Source organism: Calothrix anomala FACHB-343 (assembly GCF_014696435.1).
In the GTDB taxonomy this organism is placed as follows: Bacteria; Cyanobacteriota; Cyanobacteriia; order Cyanobacteriales; family Nostocaceae; genus Aulosira; species Aulosira anomala_A.
On record NZ_JACJQG010000056.1, the window covers coordinates 14,593 to 30,191 of the forward strand.

The window sequence follows — 15,599 nt, forward strand, 5'->3', positions numbered from 1 at the left end:
ACAAATTCTTTACGGTAATTGTCCAACCGCTTGGTGGGTGATTGTCCCCGGAGAAAATTTTGCCATAGGCGATCGCTTCTCAGCAACTGTACAACCAGGAATTGCGATGCCTACGGCAACCCCTGCGGGGAACGCGCTGGAGAAAATCGCCCAAATTATCAGCCTTCAGCCATAACATCAGCTGTTAATAGCAACCAATTGACAATTTTACGCATTAAAGCGCAATGGCGATTTTCGCCCAACCCATAAAAAAATCTAAAAATCTTGGACGATCAAAGAGTTGATTTTATATACTGAGATTTGGGAAAGTACAAGTAATATACGATACTTGTACTTTGTGCTATAGTAACTTAATGAGTATCAACCAATGACTTCTTCAGAAATTCCCAATCCTAACGATAAGGCAGTCTATTCTAACCCGGAAACTCTGGCCTCTTCAATTAGTCCAAAAAACTTATATCCCTTCAAAGTAGTTGAGTATTTTTTACTCACTTCCTTAGTTGGTTCGAGTATCGTGTTTCTGTTTTTTCGCGATAATCAACAAGCTGTAATTATTGGAGTAATCGCACTAACTGTTGCAATTTTTTTCTACTTAATCAACAAAGAAGTACTGCAAGCTTCGCAACAAGCTGTCAAACAGTCTGATATCAATAAAAGAGCCGAACTTTACAGCTATCAACTAGCAAATGATAGTTCATGGTATGCAAATACAATCACACCAGCTAGACAAAAGGCTTTACAATATTGCCAAGATTTGATTGACGATTACAAGCGGACGCGGAATCTGGCGAGAAATCTGTATTACGTTTTGCAAATTTCCACCGTAATTTTATCTGGCGTCACACCAATCTTAGTTTTGGTAGACAAATTAGAAACTGGACAACCTTGGTTAAAGTGGTTACCTGTGATTTGTCCCGCGATCGCATCCATCGTTGCTAGTATTGTCACATCTTTTCCTTTTCAAAAAAATTGGGTAGCAGCAAACACAGCTGTAGAGTTATTAGAGGCTGAACAAGAAAAGTTTATTTTGGGAATTACTCCGCTTTATCGTTACAGTAATTCCGCTACTGAAGCAGAACAGTTGCAAACAGCTAACCAAATCATCGAAAATTTTGTTGTGCAAGTAAATAATATTCATTTGCAGCAATTACAACAAGCCAGCGAACAATCCTCAGATAAAAAAGAAGCTCCCCCAGCCAATGAACAAAATCAAGAAGCTAAAAATTAGGCAAAGCGAGCTATAGCAGTTCCCAATCGGGTGAACTACATTTTCAAAGCTAATAACCTTGTGTAAAAAGATTTGAGTGTAGCTCACTAGCTTAGGAAAAGCTATAAATTAATCGGCTATTACTCTATTCTGCTTTTAAGTTGCACAATCTATCATGAGCGCTGTTGGCTGTTAACCGTTGACAGTCAACAGTTAACAGCCCCGGTTTCTCTAGTCAATCGGGGTTTGGAACTGTAACTTAATTTGTGGACAAATCTACCCATCACTACCTATTTTTGGGCAGCTTTTTGCCATTCACACTCGAAAATATCGATCCAAGCGCGCAGCCTGTTCATCTGTTGAAAGTTAAGAGTCTTGCTGTTTGGAGTGGGGACATGAATCAATATGTTGAGCAGTTATAAATTTATCACCCAAGCATTTTGACATGAGTTATAATACTCATTGAAAAGCAATTTGAAAGGTCGAATCAAATGCAGTTAGTCGAGAGACATATAATTAGCAGACAGCATAAATTTTGGCTTGAATGTGATTATTTAGCATTGCAATCCAAGCATCTTTACAACTGTGCTAATTATGTGCAGCGGCAATATTTCTTTGATAGCCAGAAGTATTACAACTCAAATGATATTTATCATCAAACCAAGAATCTAGATGCCTATCGATATCTGCCTACTAAAATCAGTAAACAGATTGTCAGGAGAGTTGCTGTAGCTTGGTCATGTTGGTTAGCAGCATTAAAAGATTGGTCAAAGCATCCTGATAAGTATCTAGGACAACCAAAAATGCCGAGATATAAACATAAAGAACGCGGCAGAAATGTGGTGATATATCCTCCAGATGCCATATCAAAACCAGCTTGGACTAAAGGAATAATTAAGCTTTCTCAAACGAATATAGAGTTAAAAACTCAAGCTAAAAATGTTTTGGAGGTACGAATTGTTCCCAAGCTAGAACACTATGTAATTGAAATTGTTTACACTCTGGCATTACCTGCTAAAACAGATGGCAAATACATTGCTGGTGTAGACCTGGGATTAAACAATTTAATCGCTATAACATCCAATCATCCCGGAATAAAACCGCTGTTGATTAATGGTAGACCGTTAAAAAGTATAAACCAGTTTTTCAATAAAAGAGTAAGTAAAGCACAATCAATCGCCGCTAACAGACAAATCAAACAACTAAACAGCAAACGTGACAGAAGGATTGATAACTACCTGCATACTAGTAGCCGTCGGGTGATTGATTGGTGTCAATTAAATGAGATTGGTCAATTAATCATCGGTAAGAACCTAGGATGGAAGCAAGATATCAATATTGGTAAAAAAAATAATCAAAACTTTACCAAAATTCCTCATGCCAAACTGATTAGTTTGCTGACCTACAAAGCCCAATTAGCAGGTATTGAAGTGATTTTGACTGAGGAAAGTTATACGAGTAAAGCTAGTGCTTTAGATGGTGATAAATTGCCGACTTTCAACAAAAAATCAGATATCAAACCTGTCTTCAGTGGTCAGCGTGTAAAACGCGGTTTGTATAAAAGTTCCACTGGAAGAATCATCAATGCTGATACTAATGGCAGCTTAAATATAGTTCGCAAAGTAATCCCAAACTTTATGGATGGGATAGTGGGATTGCCGTTTATCCCTGTAGTCTTAGGACTTTGGACTAAAATTACCAACGTAAATGTCTAGTATTGTCTACTATTGGGTAGCTTTGTCTAGATTTCTATGAGCGGTTAGATTTTGAGTAATTTTTTGCCATCAGCAAAAAAGTTACATTTCCTCACAAGTTCCTCAAGAATCTTTTCTAACCTCATATTGTCTCCAGAGAGTCCAAAGAGACGCTATCCAAATTAACGAGGTTTAGCGATATGCAAACCCCCTATAGATTAAAAACCGATCCCACCTTCGACATCCTCCGTACCGAGCGCCAGCCCCTCAGTTCCATTTTTGCGCCGGCAACGGTGGCTGTGATTGGGGCTAGTGACTCGCCTGGGAGTGTCGGACGTACCTTGCTTTGGAATTTAATCAGTAATCCTTTTGGCGGTACGGTATTTCCTGTAAACCCAAAACATCATAGTGTGATGGGTATTAAGAGCTACGCCAATATTGCAGAAGTACCGGATGAAGTAGATTTGGCAATCATTGCTACACCCGCCCCAACAGTACCGAAAATTGTCCGCGAATGCGTTGCCGCCGGAGTTAAAAGTGCCGTAATCGTATCTGCTGGATTTAAAGAAATCGGTGCCCCTGGTATTGAATTAGAGCAGCAAATTTTACATGAAGCCCGCTTAGGTAAACTCAGGATTATCGGCCCCAATTGCTTGGGTGTGATGAATCCCCATACAGGATTAAACGCCACCTTTGCCAGTACAATGGCGCGTCCTGGAAATGTCGGCTTTATTAGTCAAAGTGGTGCCCTTTGTACCTCGATTCTTGACTGGAGTTTGCGGGAAAATGTCGGCTTTAGCGCTTTTATCTCCATCGGCTCGATGTTAGATGTTGGTTGGGGCGATTTAATCTACTATCTTGGTGACGATCCCCATACCAAAAGTATTGTGATTTACATGGAATCCATTGGGGATGCGCGATCGTTTCTCTCCGCTGCCCGTGAGGTAGCTTTAACCAAGCCGATTATTCTCATCAAAGCCGGTCGCACTGAAGCAGCCGCCAAAGCTTCCGCTTCCCATACTGGCGCATTAACTGGTAGCGATGAAGTTCTTGATGCTGCCTTTAGGCGCAGTGGGGTGCTAAGAGTCAGCAGAATCTCCGAACTGTTTAACATGGCGGAAGTATTGGCAAAACAGCCCCGCCCCAAAGGCCCGCGTTTGACGATGATTACCAACGCTGGCGGCCCTGGTGTCCTGGCTACAGATTTTCTAATTACCAATGGCGGAGAACTAGCAGAACTCGCACCAGAGACAATTACTTCCCTCAATCAAACCCTACCATCTTTCTGGAGTCATAATAACCCCATCGATATTTTGGGAGACGCCGATCCAGAACGCTACAGCAAAACATTGGAGATTGTCGCCAAAGATCCAAATAGTGATGGTATATTGCTGATTCTCACTCCTCAGGCAATGACCGATCCTACCCAAACTGCCGAACAGTTGAAATCTGCAATTGAAAAAGCACAGGTTCCTGCGAATAAACCAATTCTGGCAACTTGGATGGGCGGTGCTGAGGTAATGGCAGGAGAAGCAATTCTCAATCGTGCTGGGATTCCTACCTTTTCCTACCCCGATTCTGCGACCCGTATATTCACTTATATGTGGCAGTCTAGCTATAACCTGCGCGGCATTTACGAAACTCCCGTATTACCAGCAGAAGAAGACGGTATACCCAACCGCAATCTTGTAGATAAGATTATTACCACAGCCCATCAAGCCGGGCGAACTATTCTTACAGAGACAGAATCCAAGGAAATCCTGGCAGGTTACGGTATTCCCACTCTACAAGCTTGCATCGCCGCCACAGAAGATGAAGCTGTCGGCTGTGCAGAATCCCTGGGTTATCCCGTAGTCCTCAAACTCTTATCAAAGACTATCACCCACAAAACCGATGTGGGTGGTGTGCAGTTAAATCTTATGGATGCAGATGCTGTACGCTGGGCGTATCGCAATATTAAAACTTCTGTTGCCGAAAAAGTAGGTTTAGAACACTTTTTAGGCGTAACAGTGCAGCCAATGATTAACCTTAATAGTGGCTACGAATTAATTATTGGTAGTAGCTTAGATCCCCAATTTGGCCCAGTATTGCTGTTTGGCGCAGGGGGACAATTAGTGGAAGTATTTAGAGATCGAGCGATCGCACTTCCTCCCCTCAATAGTACCCTGGCACGCCGGATGATGGAGCAAACGCAAATTTATAAAGCCCTCCAAGGCGTGAGGGGACGCGCACCTGTAGATTTAGCAGCTTTAGAGCATTTATTAGTGCGATTTTCCCAATTAATCGTAGAACAGCCCTGGATTAAGGAAATTGACATCAATCCCTTATGGGCGCGATTTGAAGGTAGAACTCAACCAGAAAACAAATCTTCCTCATTACTAGCTTTAGATGGGCGGATTGTTCTTCACCCACCAGAACTGAGGGAAGAACAATTACCAAAACTAGCGATTCGTCCTTATCCCACACAATACATCACGCCTTGGACAATCAAAGATGGTACAGCAATTACCATTCGTCCGATTCGTCCCGAAGATGAGCCGTTAATTGTACAGTTCCATAAAACACTCTCAGAACAAAGCGTCTATTTTCGCTACTTCCATCTCATGAAACTGAGTCAGCGAATCGCCCACGAACGCATGATGAGGCTGTGCTTCATTGACTACGATCGCGAAATGGCACTAGTAGCCGATCGCAAAAACCCCGTAACAGGCGATCGCGAAATTCTCGCTGTAGGACGTTTGAGTCAGTTACATGGTGTAAAAGAAGCAGAATTTGCTCTTATAGTCAGCGATCCATATCAACGCATGGGTTTGGGTACTAACATTTTAAGTCAACTGTTGTATGTCGCTCGTAGCGAACATATCAAGCGCATCACTGCTGATATTCACCCAGAAAATGTGGCAATGCAACGTGTTTGTGAGAAAGTCGGCTTCCGTCTCCATCGCAGTGCTGATTTAGTGGAAGCCGTAATTGATTTGTAATCTTAAATCACGCAATTTTCCAACAATATTTTTTTGTAGGGTATTGCATTGGGGACTTATAAAAAATAAATTACCCATATTCCGTAGTGCGAGCATCTTGCTCGCTTTTTAACATTAGCGAGCAAGATGCTCGCACTACAAATTTATTGGGTATTTAAAAAAATTGGATGTCCCTTGCTATACCTTTATTTATATATTTGTATATTGATTAAATTGAAACGATCTCAAGTAAAATTTTTAGGTATATAGCATATACCCTATTAGCAAATATTACATTTTTAGCAGAGTGATAGACCAACACCAAGACCAGAAAAAGCTAAAATAAACCCATTAACCAATGATGCTGTCTAAACTTTATGGGGATTACTCAAGAATTAGATTCTACTGAAAGCATCTCTCAAGAGGTGATATTTCCCCCTGGCGATTTATATAGTGACGAGCCTCCCTTGGAAACAGAACTACATTTACGACAAATAATCCTACTTCTCAGCTGTCTAGAATGGCTGTGGCGAGACAGAAATGATTTTTACGTTGCTGGTAACTTAACTATTTACTACAGTCCCCACCAAAGCAAGTTAGAAAAATTTCGCGGCCCTGATTTTTTTGTAGTTTTGGGAACGGAACGTAAAACTCGTAAAAGTTGGGTAGTTTGGGAAGAAGATGGTAAATACCCCAATGTAATTGTCGAAATTCTTTCAGAGTCAACTGCTAATACTGATAAAGGATTAAAGAAAAAACTTTATCAAGATACTTTCCGCACGCTGGATTATTTTTGGTTTGATCCATATACATTAGAATTTGCTGGATTTCATTTAGTAGATGGTGCATATCAACCTCTACAAGCAAATGAACTAGGACATTTTTGGAGTCAGCAGTTAGGGTTATATCTGGGAATTGAACGGGGATTACTGCGATTTTTTACGTCAGAAGGTCAATTAGTTCCCTCACCGGAAGAAGCAGCAGAACAGGCAGAACAAAGGGCTGCACGTTTGGCTGCAAAATTACGGGAATTAAATATTGACCCAGATAGTATTTAAATAATTACTAATTCGTAATTCGTAATTCGTATTTGCCGATCGCACTCTCGCCATCTTTGAACAACAAAGCGATCGCATTCCTGTTCCATCCTTTGCTGAATCTTTTCACCTTACCATTGCTCAACTCTTCAGTTGGCTAAATGAATAATTTAAAAGAAAGACAAATGACTATTGACTATTGACTATTGACCATTGACCATTGACTCATAACTGTAAAATCACCCGCGCCAAATTAAAGTAAATCAAAACGCCAAGTACATCAACGGCTGTGGTAATAAATGGCGCTGACATCAAGGCTGGATCTAAGCGCAGTAGGCGAAATAAAAACGGTAGCGCCGAACCAGAAATTGAAGCTAAGACAGAAATTGCTACTAAACTAGTGCCAACTGCGATCGCAACTTCTAACTTTCCTTGCAAAAAATAAGCCCAGACTGTAGCGATACTACCTAACATTACTCCTAATAATGTACCTGCGATCGCTTCTCTGCCAATTACTTGTAAAGGCCCTAATAATCTAATCTCTTCCGTGTTCATCCCCCGTATGACTACTGTGGAAGATTGCGCGCCAACATTACCACCAGTACCAGTCAGCAAGGGAATAAAGGCTGTGAGGGTAACAACTTTAGATAATATATCTTCTTGGGATTTAATAATTGTGCCTGTGACTGTATTGGTAATTAATAACACAAATAACCACACAACCCGCTTGCGCGCAACATCCATTAAATTCATCTGAAAATAATTGTCGCCGCCTGATTGCACGCCACCACCAACGGCGTAGATATCTTCTGTAGTTTCTTGTTGCAAAATATCTATTACATCATCCACCGTAATAATACCGACGAGACGCTGTTCTCGATCTACTACAGGCACTGCTAAAAAGTCATATCTTTGGATTACTCTAGCAACTTCTTCTTGATCTGTATCGGTGTAGACAAACACCACATCACGAGTCATAATCTCACCAATTAATTCCTCTGGTTGAGATGTTACTAACTCCCGCAAAGACACAATCCCTGTCAATTGTCTGGCTGTGTCGGTGACGTAAAGATAATAAATGATTTCACTAGCCTTTGCTAGGCGGCGTATCCGCTCTAGGGCTTGATATACTGTAAAATTTTCTTTTAGAGAAATTAATTCTGGGGTCATAATTCGCCCAGCCGTATCAGCTTCATAACCCAAGAGTTGGGCTGTAGCTGTGCGTTCGGCTGGGCTAAGTTGTTCGAGGAGGCGATTGACGATTTTTGCGGGGAGTTCGTCAAATAATCTGGCGCGATCGTCGGGTGACATTTTATCGACTAAATCCCGGACTTCTTGGCTTCTGAGTTCTTCAATCAGTCGTTCTTGAATAGAATAATCCAGATATTCATAAACTGCGATCGCCTCATCCTTAGACAGCAACCGAAAGGCTAAAGCGTGCATTGCTTCTGGTAATCCTTCAATCGCCTCAGCAATATCCGCCGGTTGTACAGGTACTAAAATCGCTTTTGCACCGCGTAAATCTCCCTGTTCTAACAGCATTTGTAGCTGAATTCGCACTAAATCTCGCAATTCTCTGCGCGACATATCTGGGAGATTAGAGGATAAATTATTCATTTCTGTCACAAATTACACTTTCCTCAAGCAGTTTGAACAAGGTTTCTACACAATATAATTGCATTAACTTTATCTAGTTAAACTCATCTCACTCCTAAAAGGTATGGGATTTTACGTTGACTGTTGACTGTTGACTGTACAGACAAGGGTTATCGCTTCTCTAATGACAGCCCTTACCAGTATTTTCATTACGCCAATTTACTTAGATACAAAAGTTATAATTTAATTTCAAATAACCATCAATTAGATGTGCATAATCAAGCTACTAGTAAACGAGGCATAATATTGATATTTCTTCACACAGTAATAACTGTTGTAAATGTATGGTATGCATAGAATCACAAGATGCATTTTTTCTCAGAAAATCATTTAATTTTTTGCTAAAAATTGAATTTTTATCTTGATAAATAATTTATGCATCCAAATACAATTATCTGCTTTAGTAGCTTTGATGTAATAGGTATAAGATTATTTACAATCATCCTCAAGTAATATTTAGCAGCTTGTAAACGCTCAAAATCATTTCCGAAATTGACATAATTGCTAACTGGCGATCGCTCTGTGGTAAATATTACAAGTCAGCAGAAAAGCTATTATTACTAGGGTTTGGAGTAATTGCCCATAATTAATTGCACAGCACAAAATTAAAAATGGTCAGTTAAACGGTGGTTAAGAAGCTAAGTAATTACACAAAATGTAACAAAAAAAATACACTGAGTTTAGTTATTTTATCGGAACATTTTTTCTGTTAGGATGTCGGTTGAGATATGACATTCAGCAAATGTCAGGTTTTTCAAAATTAATTCAGAGAAGCCAAAACAGGTAGACAATTTTAGTAAGTCTAAGAATATGACTAACAAACAGAATTGTGATGATTACAAGCAAATCGGTAGTTACATTCCAGTTGATTTAGCTCTTGAGTTCAAAAGCATTTGTGCCAGTTTGGATATATTTCAAAGCGATGCTTTCGAGGAAATGGCTCAAGATTGGATCGCTAAAAAAGCTCATCCAGATGACTCTAACACCTCTGTAACAGCTAAACCAGAAACAATTGCCGATTTAATTCGTGCTAACCGAGCAAAACTGAGATATTGTGGATTGAAAAATTTACCAGCTTTAGCCAAAGGAGAAGCTTTACCGACAGCAGGAGATTTTGCTATTATCACATCAGCTTTAAACCTGCCAGAAGAAGAAAGAAAAGAAATTTGGCAGAAGAATATGCAAAATTTCCAGATATTGCGAAATTAAATTTAACTTTCGAGTTTAGCTTTCAGTTTTAAAATAATTTAGTTAAAAACCTCAAAAGTCTTTTATTGTTATCTGTCAGAAGTTTACGCCCATAAGCATCAGCATGAGTAGAATAAGGATGAATTACACCGCCTAACTTATTCAAACCTAGCTTACCGACAATAGCCGTAGCTACTTCTGAAATCATCTCCCCAGCATTACAAGCAACACATTACAAGCAACAATAGTTACACCGATAATTTCATCAGCACCTTATTTGTAGAGGATTTTCAGCAATCTTGATGCTTTATAATCCTCAAAAGAATTTTGATTTGCGATCGCCTCATCCTTAGACAACAAGGGAAAGGCTAAAACCTGTATGGCTTCTGGTAACTCTTCAATCGCCTCAGCAATATCCGCAGGTTGTACCAGTACCAATTTACATCTGTTTCCAAGTAAATAGACCACGCGGTAGGGGCACGGCATCGACAATCTTCTGGAAAATATAATAATCTTACTGGTGCCGTGCCCCTACTTTGGATCTGTGCTTCAATTACCTGGAAACTCCTGTAAACAAAGAATGCGACAAACTCTAATCCCTCAACCCAACTACATCTAGTACTTTGCTGGGTTGCTAGAACCCCGATTTCTTAAAGAAGTCGGGGATCTAAAGTATCAGCAGTATTTCATCGCCAAAGTTGTGATGAATTCGTCGCCTTTACATTTATTCATAAGTAAACCTGATAATAAGTATTAGTTTTTCTTTGTCAAGTCTTCTTGCTAAATCGTAACAATTCCGTTACATTAATTTACATAAGTTAACGAGAGCAAAAAACTATGTACACCACCATTAACGAAGACGGCGTATTGAACAACTATGCAACTGAACCCCAAATCTACTATGCAGAATATCCTTCCACTGAAGAGCAACGCAGCTATAGCTTTCAGGCTGGAATTGCAACTTTATTAGTCAGCGCCTTAGTTTTACTTGCTTTCGGCGTTAGCTAATAGCTATTGCAGATATATCCACAGAATTTACAAACAACTTTGAAACTTAGGAGACAAAAGAAATGTTTGCACCATTAGTAGTATTAGTACGTGAATTGATGGGAAAAGCTAAATTTAATCAAATACGTGGTAAAGCTATTGGTATCCACGCACAAACAATTACTAATTTTTGCAATCGGTTTGGAATTGAATCCAAGCAAAGACAGAACCTAATTCGTTTAGCTAAAGATAACGGTAAAAAATTAGGTTTACTTGCTTAAATTCTCGCAATTTTCCTTTATTTACTTTGCGCCTAGATTAGGCAATAACCTAGTCAAGATTAAGATAACTTAGTTAAAAAACCCAACAATCGTTTAGTATTCTCTGTCAGAAGTGTGCGCCGATAAGCATCAGCTGCTTTTTTAATAGCTTCAGCCTGAGTTGGATAGGGATGAATGACACCGCTTAACTTATTCAAACCTAACTTACCAACCATAGCCGTAGTCACTTCGGAAATCATTTCCCCAGCATGACGAGCGACAATAGTTGCACCGAGAATTTCATCGGAGCCTTTTCTGTGAAGGATTTTCAGAAATCCAGATTCTTCACCATCTGCGATCGCTCGGTCTACAATACTAAAAGGGATTTTTATCGTCTCAATATCGATACCTTTAGACTTAGCTTCCTCCAGTGAAATTCCCACATGAGCAATTTCTGGATCGGTATAAGTTACCCAAGGCATAATTAAATTGCTGAGTTTAGAACGTCCTAAACCGAACGGAGAAAACAGCGTATTTTTAATCACAATCCTGGCTGCTGCATCAGCTGCGTGAGTAAATTTCCAATTCATGCAGATATCACCAGCCGCATAAATTTTCGGATTTGTGGTTTGCAGATAATCGTTAACTTTTACGCCGTGGCGTTGATCGTATTCTACATTAACAGCTTCTAAATTTAACCCTTCCACATTTGGAGCGCGTCCCGCACCAACTAAAATTTCATCTACTGTTACAGAATCTCGATGTCCATTAGTAGAAAAGTAAAGTCGCTTACCTTCAGTGACAGTTACTACTTCTTCTAATTTGGCATTTAATACTAAACGGATTCCTTCTTTGATTAAAACCTTTTGCAAAATTTCTGCAGCTTCTGCATCTTCTTTATTTAAGATATGAGAACTGCGATGAAAAAGCACAACTTCACAACCCAAGCGGCGAAAAGCTTGAGCTAATTCGCAACCAATCGGCCCACCACCAATTACAGCTAATTTTTCTGGTTTCTGGATGAGGGAAAAAACAGATTCATTAGTGAGATAACCAGCCTTTTCTATTCCGGAAATTTCTGGTTTCGCTGCTCTTGCGCCAGTAGCAATTACAGCTTTTTTAAACCGGAGAATTTTTCCGTCAACTTCTACAGTATTTTTACTCGAAAATCGACCGCTACCTAAAAAAACATCAACACCTAATTTTTGAAATCGCGCAGCTGAATCATGGGGACTAATACCTGCTCTAATGCGGCGCATTCTCGCCATCACCGCAGAAAAATCAACATCAATATTTTTCGGGATATTAATTCCTAACTCCTTACCATCCCAAATTTCACCGATTACACGAGCCGAACGAATAATAGTTTTAGAAGGTACGCAACCGACATTTAAACAATCTCCACCCATGAGATGCTTTTCAATTAACGCCACCTTTAAACCCAAACCCAATCCAGCAGCACCCGCAGCTACAACTAATCCTGCAGTTCCCGCACCAATTACTACCAAATCATAAATTTTCGCTGGTTCTGGATTCACCCAATCTTGTGGATGAACATGAGATACCAAAGTTTGGTTATACTCATCCATTGGGCGAACAGTTACTCTCTCAACTTCTAAATTAGACATTAATCTTTCCCCTCTGCGTCTCTCTTGTCTGTGCGTGATATTTTTTATAGAAAAATTGTCCTATAACTCGAACACATACTTAAATTTATTACCTCTGTGTCCTCTGCATTCTCTGCGGTTAAAAACATTTTTAATTATTACTAACTTCCTCATCCAAAGCCTTCCTAGCTATGCGAGTAATATAAATAGTTACAGCTACAGTTGCAATAAAACCAATAATCCGAATCGCCCATTGTATACTAGGATTAGTAGGTTGAGATTCAGTCCCAATTCTCGCCAAACTACCAGCTAAAGAACCAATATAAACATACATAATTGTTCCCGGAATCATCCCCACAGAACCAATAAAATAATCCTGTAAAGAAACCCCTGTAATTCCAAAAGCATAGTTTAATAAATTAAAGGGAAATACTGGCGAAAGTCTGGTTAACAGGACAATTTTTAATCCAGCTTTACCAACAGCATTATCAATAGCCGCAAATTTTTTATTATCTGATATTTTCCGCGAAACCCAGCCTCTAGCTAAATAACGTCCTACTAGAAAAGCCGCAGTCGCGCCTAAAGTAGCACCAATAAATACATAAAGCGAACCCCAAACTACACCAAAAACTACGCCAGCACCTAGTGTTAAAATCGAGCCTGGTAAGAAAGCAATGGTGGCAATAATGTAAAGTGTAATAAAAGCGATCGCTCCTAGTGAACCCAGGCTATCAATCCATTGCAAAGCATCTTTTAAAATTACTTGGGGATTAAAGTTAGTGCTTGTAGATTGCTGTGCTAAGGCTTGGTCTGTAGAGCATAAGAAGAGTATGGTTATAACTAGCAATGTTAATAAACTAATTTTTTTTAATGAACCGCCAAGTACGCCAAGTACGCCAAGGATAAGAGAATTTTTTTGATTAGATGTAGATGATTTGCAAGCCTGATTAATTTTATTCATTTGCATTATGGTTATTTGTGGCTGTCGCTACACTTTCTTTGAGGGCTTTTTGAGCAATTTTGGTAATATATATAGTTACGGCGACTGTAGCAATAGCACCCATAGCTTGGATTATCCATTCTCCAATTTGCGCTTGGGGATTACTAGGCTGATGAGGTGTTCTCAACATGGCAAGATTAGTAGCTAAAGAGCCAAGATAAACATACATTACTGTACCGGGAATAATACCGATAGAACCTAAAATATAATCTTTAAGGGAAACTTGCGTCACCCCAAAAGCATAATTTAATAAGTTGAAGGGGAAGATAGGTGAAAGCCTAGTAAGGAGGACAATTTTCCATCCTTCTTTGGCGACGGCTAAATCGATGGCTTTAAATTTAGGATGTTTTTCTAGTTGTTTAGCTACCCAATCTCGTGAAAGATAGCGCCCAATTAAAAATGCTAAAGTCGCTCCAATAATTGCGGCAATTATTACATAAACAGAACCCCAAAAAACACCAAATAGACAACCGCCTTTCAAGGTTAAAATAGAACCTGGGATAAATAATAAAGTTGCTAAGTTGTAAATGAAAATAAAAGCAATTGGGCCAAGGTATCCCAGGCTATTCACCCAATTAATACTTATGTGTAAAATTTCTTGAATGTTGAGATATTTACTAGCAATTATTACCGTAGCAACTAAACAACCTAATAGTAAGAGTTTGATTGTGGTATATAATTTGCGGTTAGTCATTGGTTATTTGTCATTAGTCATTGGCTAGAGACGCGATTAATCGCGTCTGTACAAGAGTCATTAGTCATCAGTAATTGCTTATTTTTTACCTAAATTCTTCTTTATCCTCATCCCCTAATATCTAATCTTTAGTTTCTTGAACCTGTTGTTATCTTCAACTAAAATATTCTCATTCCCTGAGAATCAGCTTAATTCTTCCTAAATTTTTCTTGGCGATACCAGCTACGAATTCGTTCTGGTGATATTCCCCACAAATAAGCGATGATGACTATTTGATTAATTAAGGTGGTTTTAAAAATTCCTTTGCGTAACCAACGACGAGCAGAAGTTAAAACTGATGCTTGAATAATTGTGATTTTACTAATACGTTGTAAGCGACTTATGAGTTCAAAGTCTTCCATAATTGGCAATTTTGGAAAACCTCCGATTTGGTTAAATATACCTTTAGTGATAAATATTGCTTGATCGCCATAGGGCATTTGCCAAAGATGCGATCGCACTTTTACCCCCCATTCCACCAACCTTAAACCCCAACCTGATGCATCAATCCGCAAGTTAAATGCACCCGCTACGGTTCCCGGTTGTTGGAGTGCATTGCGAATCAGCGTATCAAAGCCAGCAGGTAAACGGGTATCTGCATGGAGAAACAGCAAAATGTCACCGCTAGCAGCGACAGCACCAGCGTTCATTTGCACGGCTCGCCCAGGAGATGACAAAATAACATTGACACCTAATGACTGGGCTATGGCTACAGTGTCATCTTGAGAGCCAGCATCAACTACGATAACTTCTATATTGCTACTCGGTTGAGTAGATGCGATCGCATCTTCAATATTTCCCGCTTCATTCAGCGTCGGAATGATAATCGAAATTTTTGCAGCATCAAGATTCTGATTCATGATTGCTGAGTTTTCTTTTCCGGCTGATTAGGAAAGGAACACTCTACCGTTACCTTGAGATTACTTTCAGCAGTACCTTTAGTCACGTAGGGTATACCCGCCTCACCACCAACTTTGATGCCAAATTCCAGAGTGACTTTATCGATATTAGCCACAGGGATTTTCTTAAAAGCATTCAGCGTGTAGACAGTATAAGCCCGAATCGTGCCTTCAATTGCCTGAAAATTCTGCACGATCTGTTTTTGAGCAGCATCAGCATCCCATCCCTTATCAATTAAAGCTTCTTCCTCACCCTCTGGAGAAACTTCAATGCTAACAGGCGGAGTATCAACATTATTTGTGGCTTCAATATAAATAATCGTGCCATCTTCTAACTGAATCGGTGTAAGTTGCGGCATAGGATAAATCTC

Annotated in this window: 16 protein-coding genes; 8 read left to right on the forward strand and 8 right to left on the reverse strand. The window is 39.6% G+C overall.

What is annotated here, in order from left to right:
* Positions 1-37: 37 nt before the first annotated feature.
* From H6G08_RS38555 to H6G08_RS26315, 5 genes are all read left to right on the forward strand, one after another.
* Positions 38-175: a hydrogenase maturation protease gene (locus H6G08_RS38555; RefSeq protein ID WP_313942801.1), complete on the forward strand. Its 138-nt coding sequence runs from the start codon at positions 38-40 to the stop codon at positions 173-175.
* A gap of 192 nt (positions 176-367) precedes the next feature.
* Positions 368-1,228, forward strand: a complete 861-nt coding sequence (locus H6G08_RS26300) for a DUF4231 domain-containing protein (protein ID WP_190548414.1) — start codon at positions 368-370, stop codon at positions 1,226-1,228.
* Positions 1,229-1,698: 470 nt separating this feature from the next.
* The gene (locus H6G08_RS26305; RefSeq protein WP_190548416.1) at positions 1,699-2,922 is read left to right on the forward strand and encodes an RNA-guided endonuclease InsQ/TnpB family protein; all 1,224 of its coding nucleotides are present in this window, start codon (positions 1,699-1,701) and stop codon (positions 2,920-2,922) included.
* 179 nt (positions 2,923-3,101) lie between these two features.
* Positions 3,102-5,882, forward strand: coding sequence for a bifunctional acetate--CoA ligase family protein/GNAT family N-acetyltransferase (locus H6G08_RS26310; RefSeq protein ID WP_190548419.1), 2,781 nt, complete (start codon positions 3,102-3,104; stop codon positions 5,880-5,882).
* A 356-nt stretch (positions 5,883-6,238) separates the two neighbouring features.
* Positions 6,239-6,919, forward strand: coding sequence for a Uma2 family endonuclease (locus tag H6G08_RS26315; RefSeq protein WP_190548421.1), 681 nt, complete (start codon positions 6,239-6,241; stop codon positions 6,917-6,919).
* A 204-nt stretch (positions 6,920-7,123) separates the two neighbouring features.
* On the opposite strand, the gene mgtE is transcribed toward H6G08_RS26315, so the two are convergent.
* Positions 7,124-8,515, reverse strand: a complete 1,392-nt coding sequence (gene mgtE, locus H6G08_RS26320) for a magnesium transporter (protein ID WP_199322756.1) — start codon at positions 8,513-8,515, stop codon at positions 7,124-7,126.
* A gap of 849 nt (positions 8,516-9,364) precedes the next feature.
* On the opposite strand from mgtE, the gene H6G08_RS26325 reads away from it, so the two are divergent.
* Positions 9,365-9,763, forward strand: coding sequence for a hypothetical protein (locus tag H6G08_RS26325; protein WP_190548425.1), 399 nt, complete (start codon positions 9,365-9,367; stop codon positions 9,761-9,763).
* 28 nt (positions 9,764-9,791) lie between these two features.
* Here the strand turns inward: H6G08_RS26325 and H6G08_RS38750 are convergent, their stop codons facing one another.
* Positions 9,792-9,950: a hypothetical protein gene (locus H6G08_RS38750; protein ID WP_190548427.1), complete on the reverse strand. Its 159-nt coding sequence runs from the start codon at positions 9,948-9,950 to the stop codon at positions 9,792-9,794.
* Between the two features lie 65 nt (positions 9,951-10,015).
* A complete protein-coding gene (locus tag H6G08_RS26335) occupies positions 10,016-10,180 on the reverse strand; it encodes a hypothetical protein (protein WP_190548506.1) in 165 nt (54 codons plus the stop codon).
* Between the two features lie 399 nt (positions 10,181-10,579).
* On the opposite strand from H6G08_RS26335, the gene psb34 reads away from it, so the two are divergent.
* The gene (gene psb34, locus H6G08_RS26340) at positions 10,580-10,750 is read left to right on the forward strand and encodes a photosystem II assembly protein Psb34 (protein ID WP_190548429.1); all 171 of its coding nucleotides are present in this window, start codon (positions 10,580-10,582) and stop codon (positions 10,748-10,750) included.
* Between the two features lie 62 nt (positions 10,751-10,812).
* Positions 10,813-11,010 (forward strand): cyclic electron transport protein PGR5, encoded by a 198-nt coding sequence (gene pgr5, locus H6G08_RS26345; protein WP_190548432.1) that lies wholly within the window; start codon positions 10,813-10,815, stop codon positions 11,008-11,010.
* 59 nt (positions 11,011-11,069) lie between these two features.
* Here the strand turns inward: pgr5 and H6G08_RS26350 are convergent, their stop codons facing one another.
* From H6G08_RS26350 to H6G08_RS26370, 5 genes are all read right to left on the reverse strand, one after another.
* Positions 11,070-12,617 carry a mercuric reductase gene (locus H6G08_RS26350; protein ID WP_190548434.1) on the reverse strand — a complete coding sequence of 516 codons (1,548 nt, stop codon included), beginning with the start codon at positions 12,615-12,617 and terminating at the stop codon, positions 11,070-11,072.
* A 130-nt stretch (positions 12,618-12,747) separates the two neighbouring features.
* The gene (locus H6G08_RS26355; protein WP_190548436.1) at positions 12,748-13,557 is read right to left on the reverse strand and encodes a TVP38/TMEM64 family protein; all 810 of its coding nucleotides are present in this window, start codon (positions 13,555-13,557) and stop codon (positions 12,748-12,750) included.
* A complete protein-coding gene (locus tag H6G08_RS26360; RefSeq protein WP_190548438.1) occupies positions 13,550-14,290 on the reverse strand; it encodes a TVP38/TMEM64 family protein in 741 nt (246 codons plus the stop codon). Before H6G08_RS26360 ends, H6G08_RS26355 begins: the two co-directional genes overlap by 8 nt.
* A gap of 188 nt (positions 14,291-14,478) precedes the next feature.
* Positions 14,479-15,189 carry a TIGR04283 family arsenosugar biosynthesis glycosyltransferase gene (locus H6G08_RS26365; protein WP_190548440.1) on the reverse strand — a complete coding sequence of 237 codons (711 nt, stop codon included), beginning with the start codon at positions 15,187-15,189 and terminating at the stop codon, positions 14,479-14,481.
* On the reverse strand, positions 15,186-15,587 hold the full coding sequence (locus H6G08_RS26370) for a CU044_2847 family protein (RefSeq protein WP_190548442.1): 402 nt from the start codon (positions 15,585-15,587) through the stop codon (positions 15,186-15,188). Before H6G08_RS26370 ends, H6G08_RS26365 begins: the two co-directional genes overlap by 4 nt.
* Positions 15,588-15,599 lie beyond the last annotated feature (12 nt).

Coding starts and splice junctions, on each gene's coding strand:
- H6G08_RS26300 (WP_190548414.1), top strand. CDS start 368: ATGACTTCTTCAGAAATTCCCAATCCTAACGATAAGGCAGTCTATTCT.
- H6G08_RS26305 (WP_190548416.1), top strand. CDS start 1,699: ATGCAGTTAGTCGAGAGACATATAATTAGCAGACAGCATAAATTTTGG.
- H6G08_RS26310 (WP_190548419.1), top strand. CDS start 3,102: ATGCAAACCCCCTATAGATTAAAAACCGATCCCACCTTCGACATCCTC.
- H6G08_RS26315 (WP_190548421.1), top strand. CDS start 6,239: ATGGGGATTACTCAAGAATTAGATTCTACTGAAAGCATCTCTCAAGAG.
- mgtE (WP_199322756.1), bottom strand. CDS start 8,515: ATGAATAATTTATCCTCTAATCTCCCAGATATGTCGCGCAGAGAATTG.
- H6G08_RS26325 (WP_190548425.1), top strand. CDS start 9,365: ATGACTAACAAACAGAATTGTGATGATTACAAGCAAATCGGTAGTTAC.
- H6G08_RS38750 (WP_190548427.1), bottom strand. CDS start 9,950: ATGATTTCAGAAGTAGCTACGGCTATTGTCGGTAAGCTAGGTTTGAAT.
- psb34 (WP_190548429.1), top strand. CDS start 10,580: ATGTACACCACCATTAACGAAGACGGCGTATTGAACAACTATGCAACT.
- pgr5 (WP_190548432.1), top strand. CDS start 10,813: ATGTTTGCACCATTAGTAGTATTAGTACGTGAATTGATGGGAAAAGCT.
- H6G08_RS26350 (WP_190548434.1), bottom strand. CDS start 12,617: ATGTCTAATTTAGAAGTTGAGAGAGTAACTGTTCGCCCAATGGATGAG.
- H6G08_RS26355 (WP_190548436.1), bottom strand. CDS start 13,557: ATGAATAAAATTAATCAGGCTTGCAAATCATCTACATCTAATCAAAAA.
- H6G08_RS26360 (WP_190548438.1), bottom strand. CDS start 14,290: ATGACTAACCGCAAATTATATACCACAATCAAACTCTTACTATTAGGT.
- H6G08_RS26365 (WP_190548440.1), bottom strand. CDS start 15,189: ATGAATCAGAATCTTGATGCTGCAAAAATTTCGATTATCATTCCGACG.
- H6G08_RS26370 (WP_190548442.1), bottom strand. CDS start 15,587: ATGCCGCAACTTACACCGATTCAGTTAGAAGATGGCACGATTATTTAT.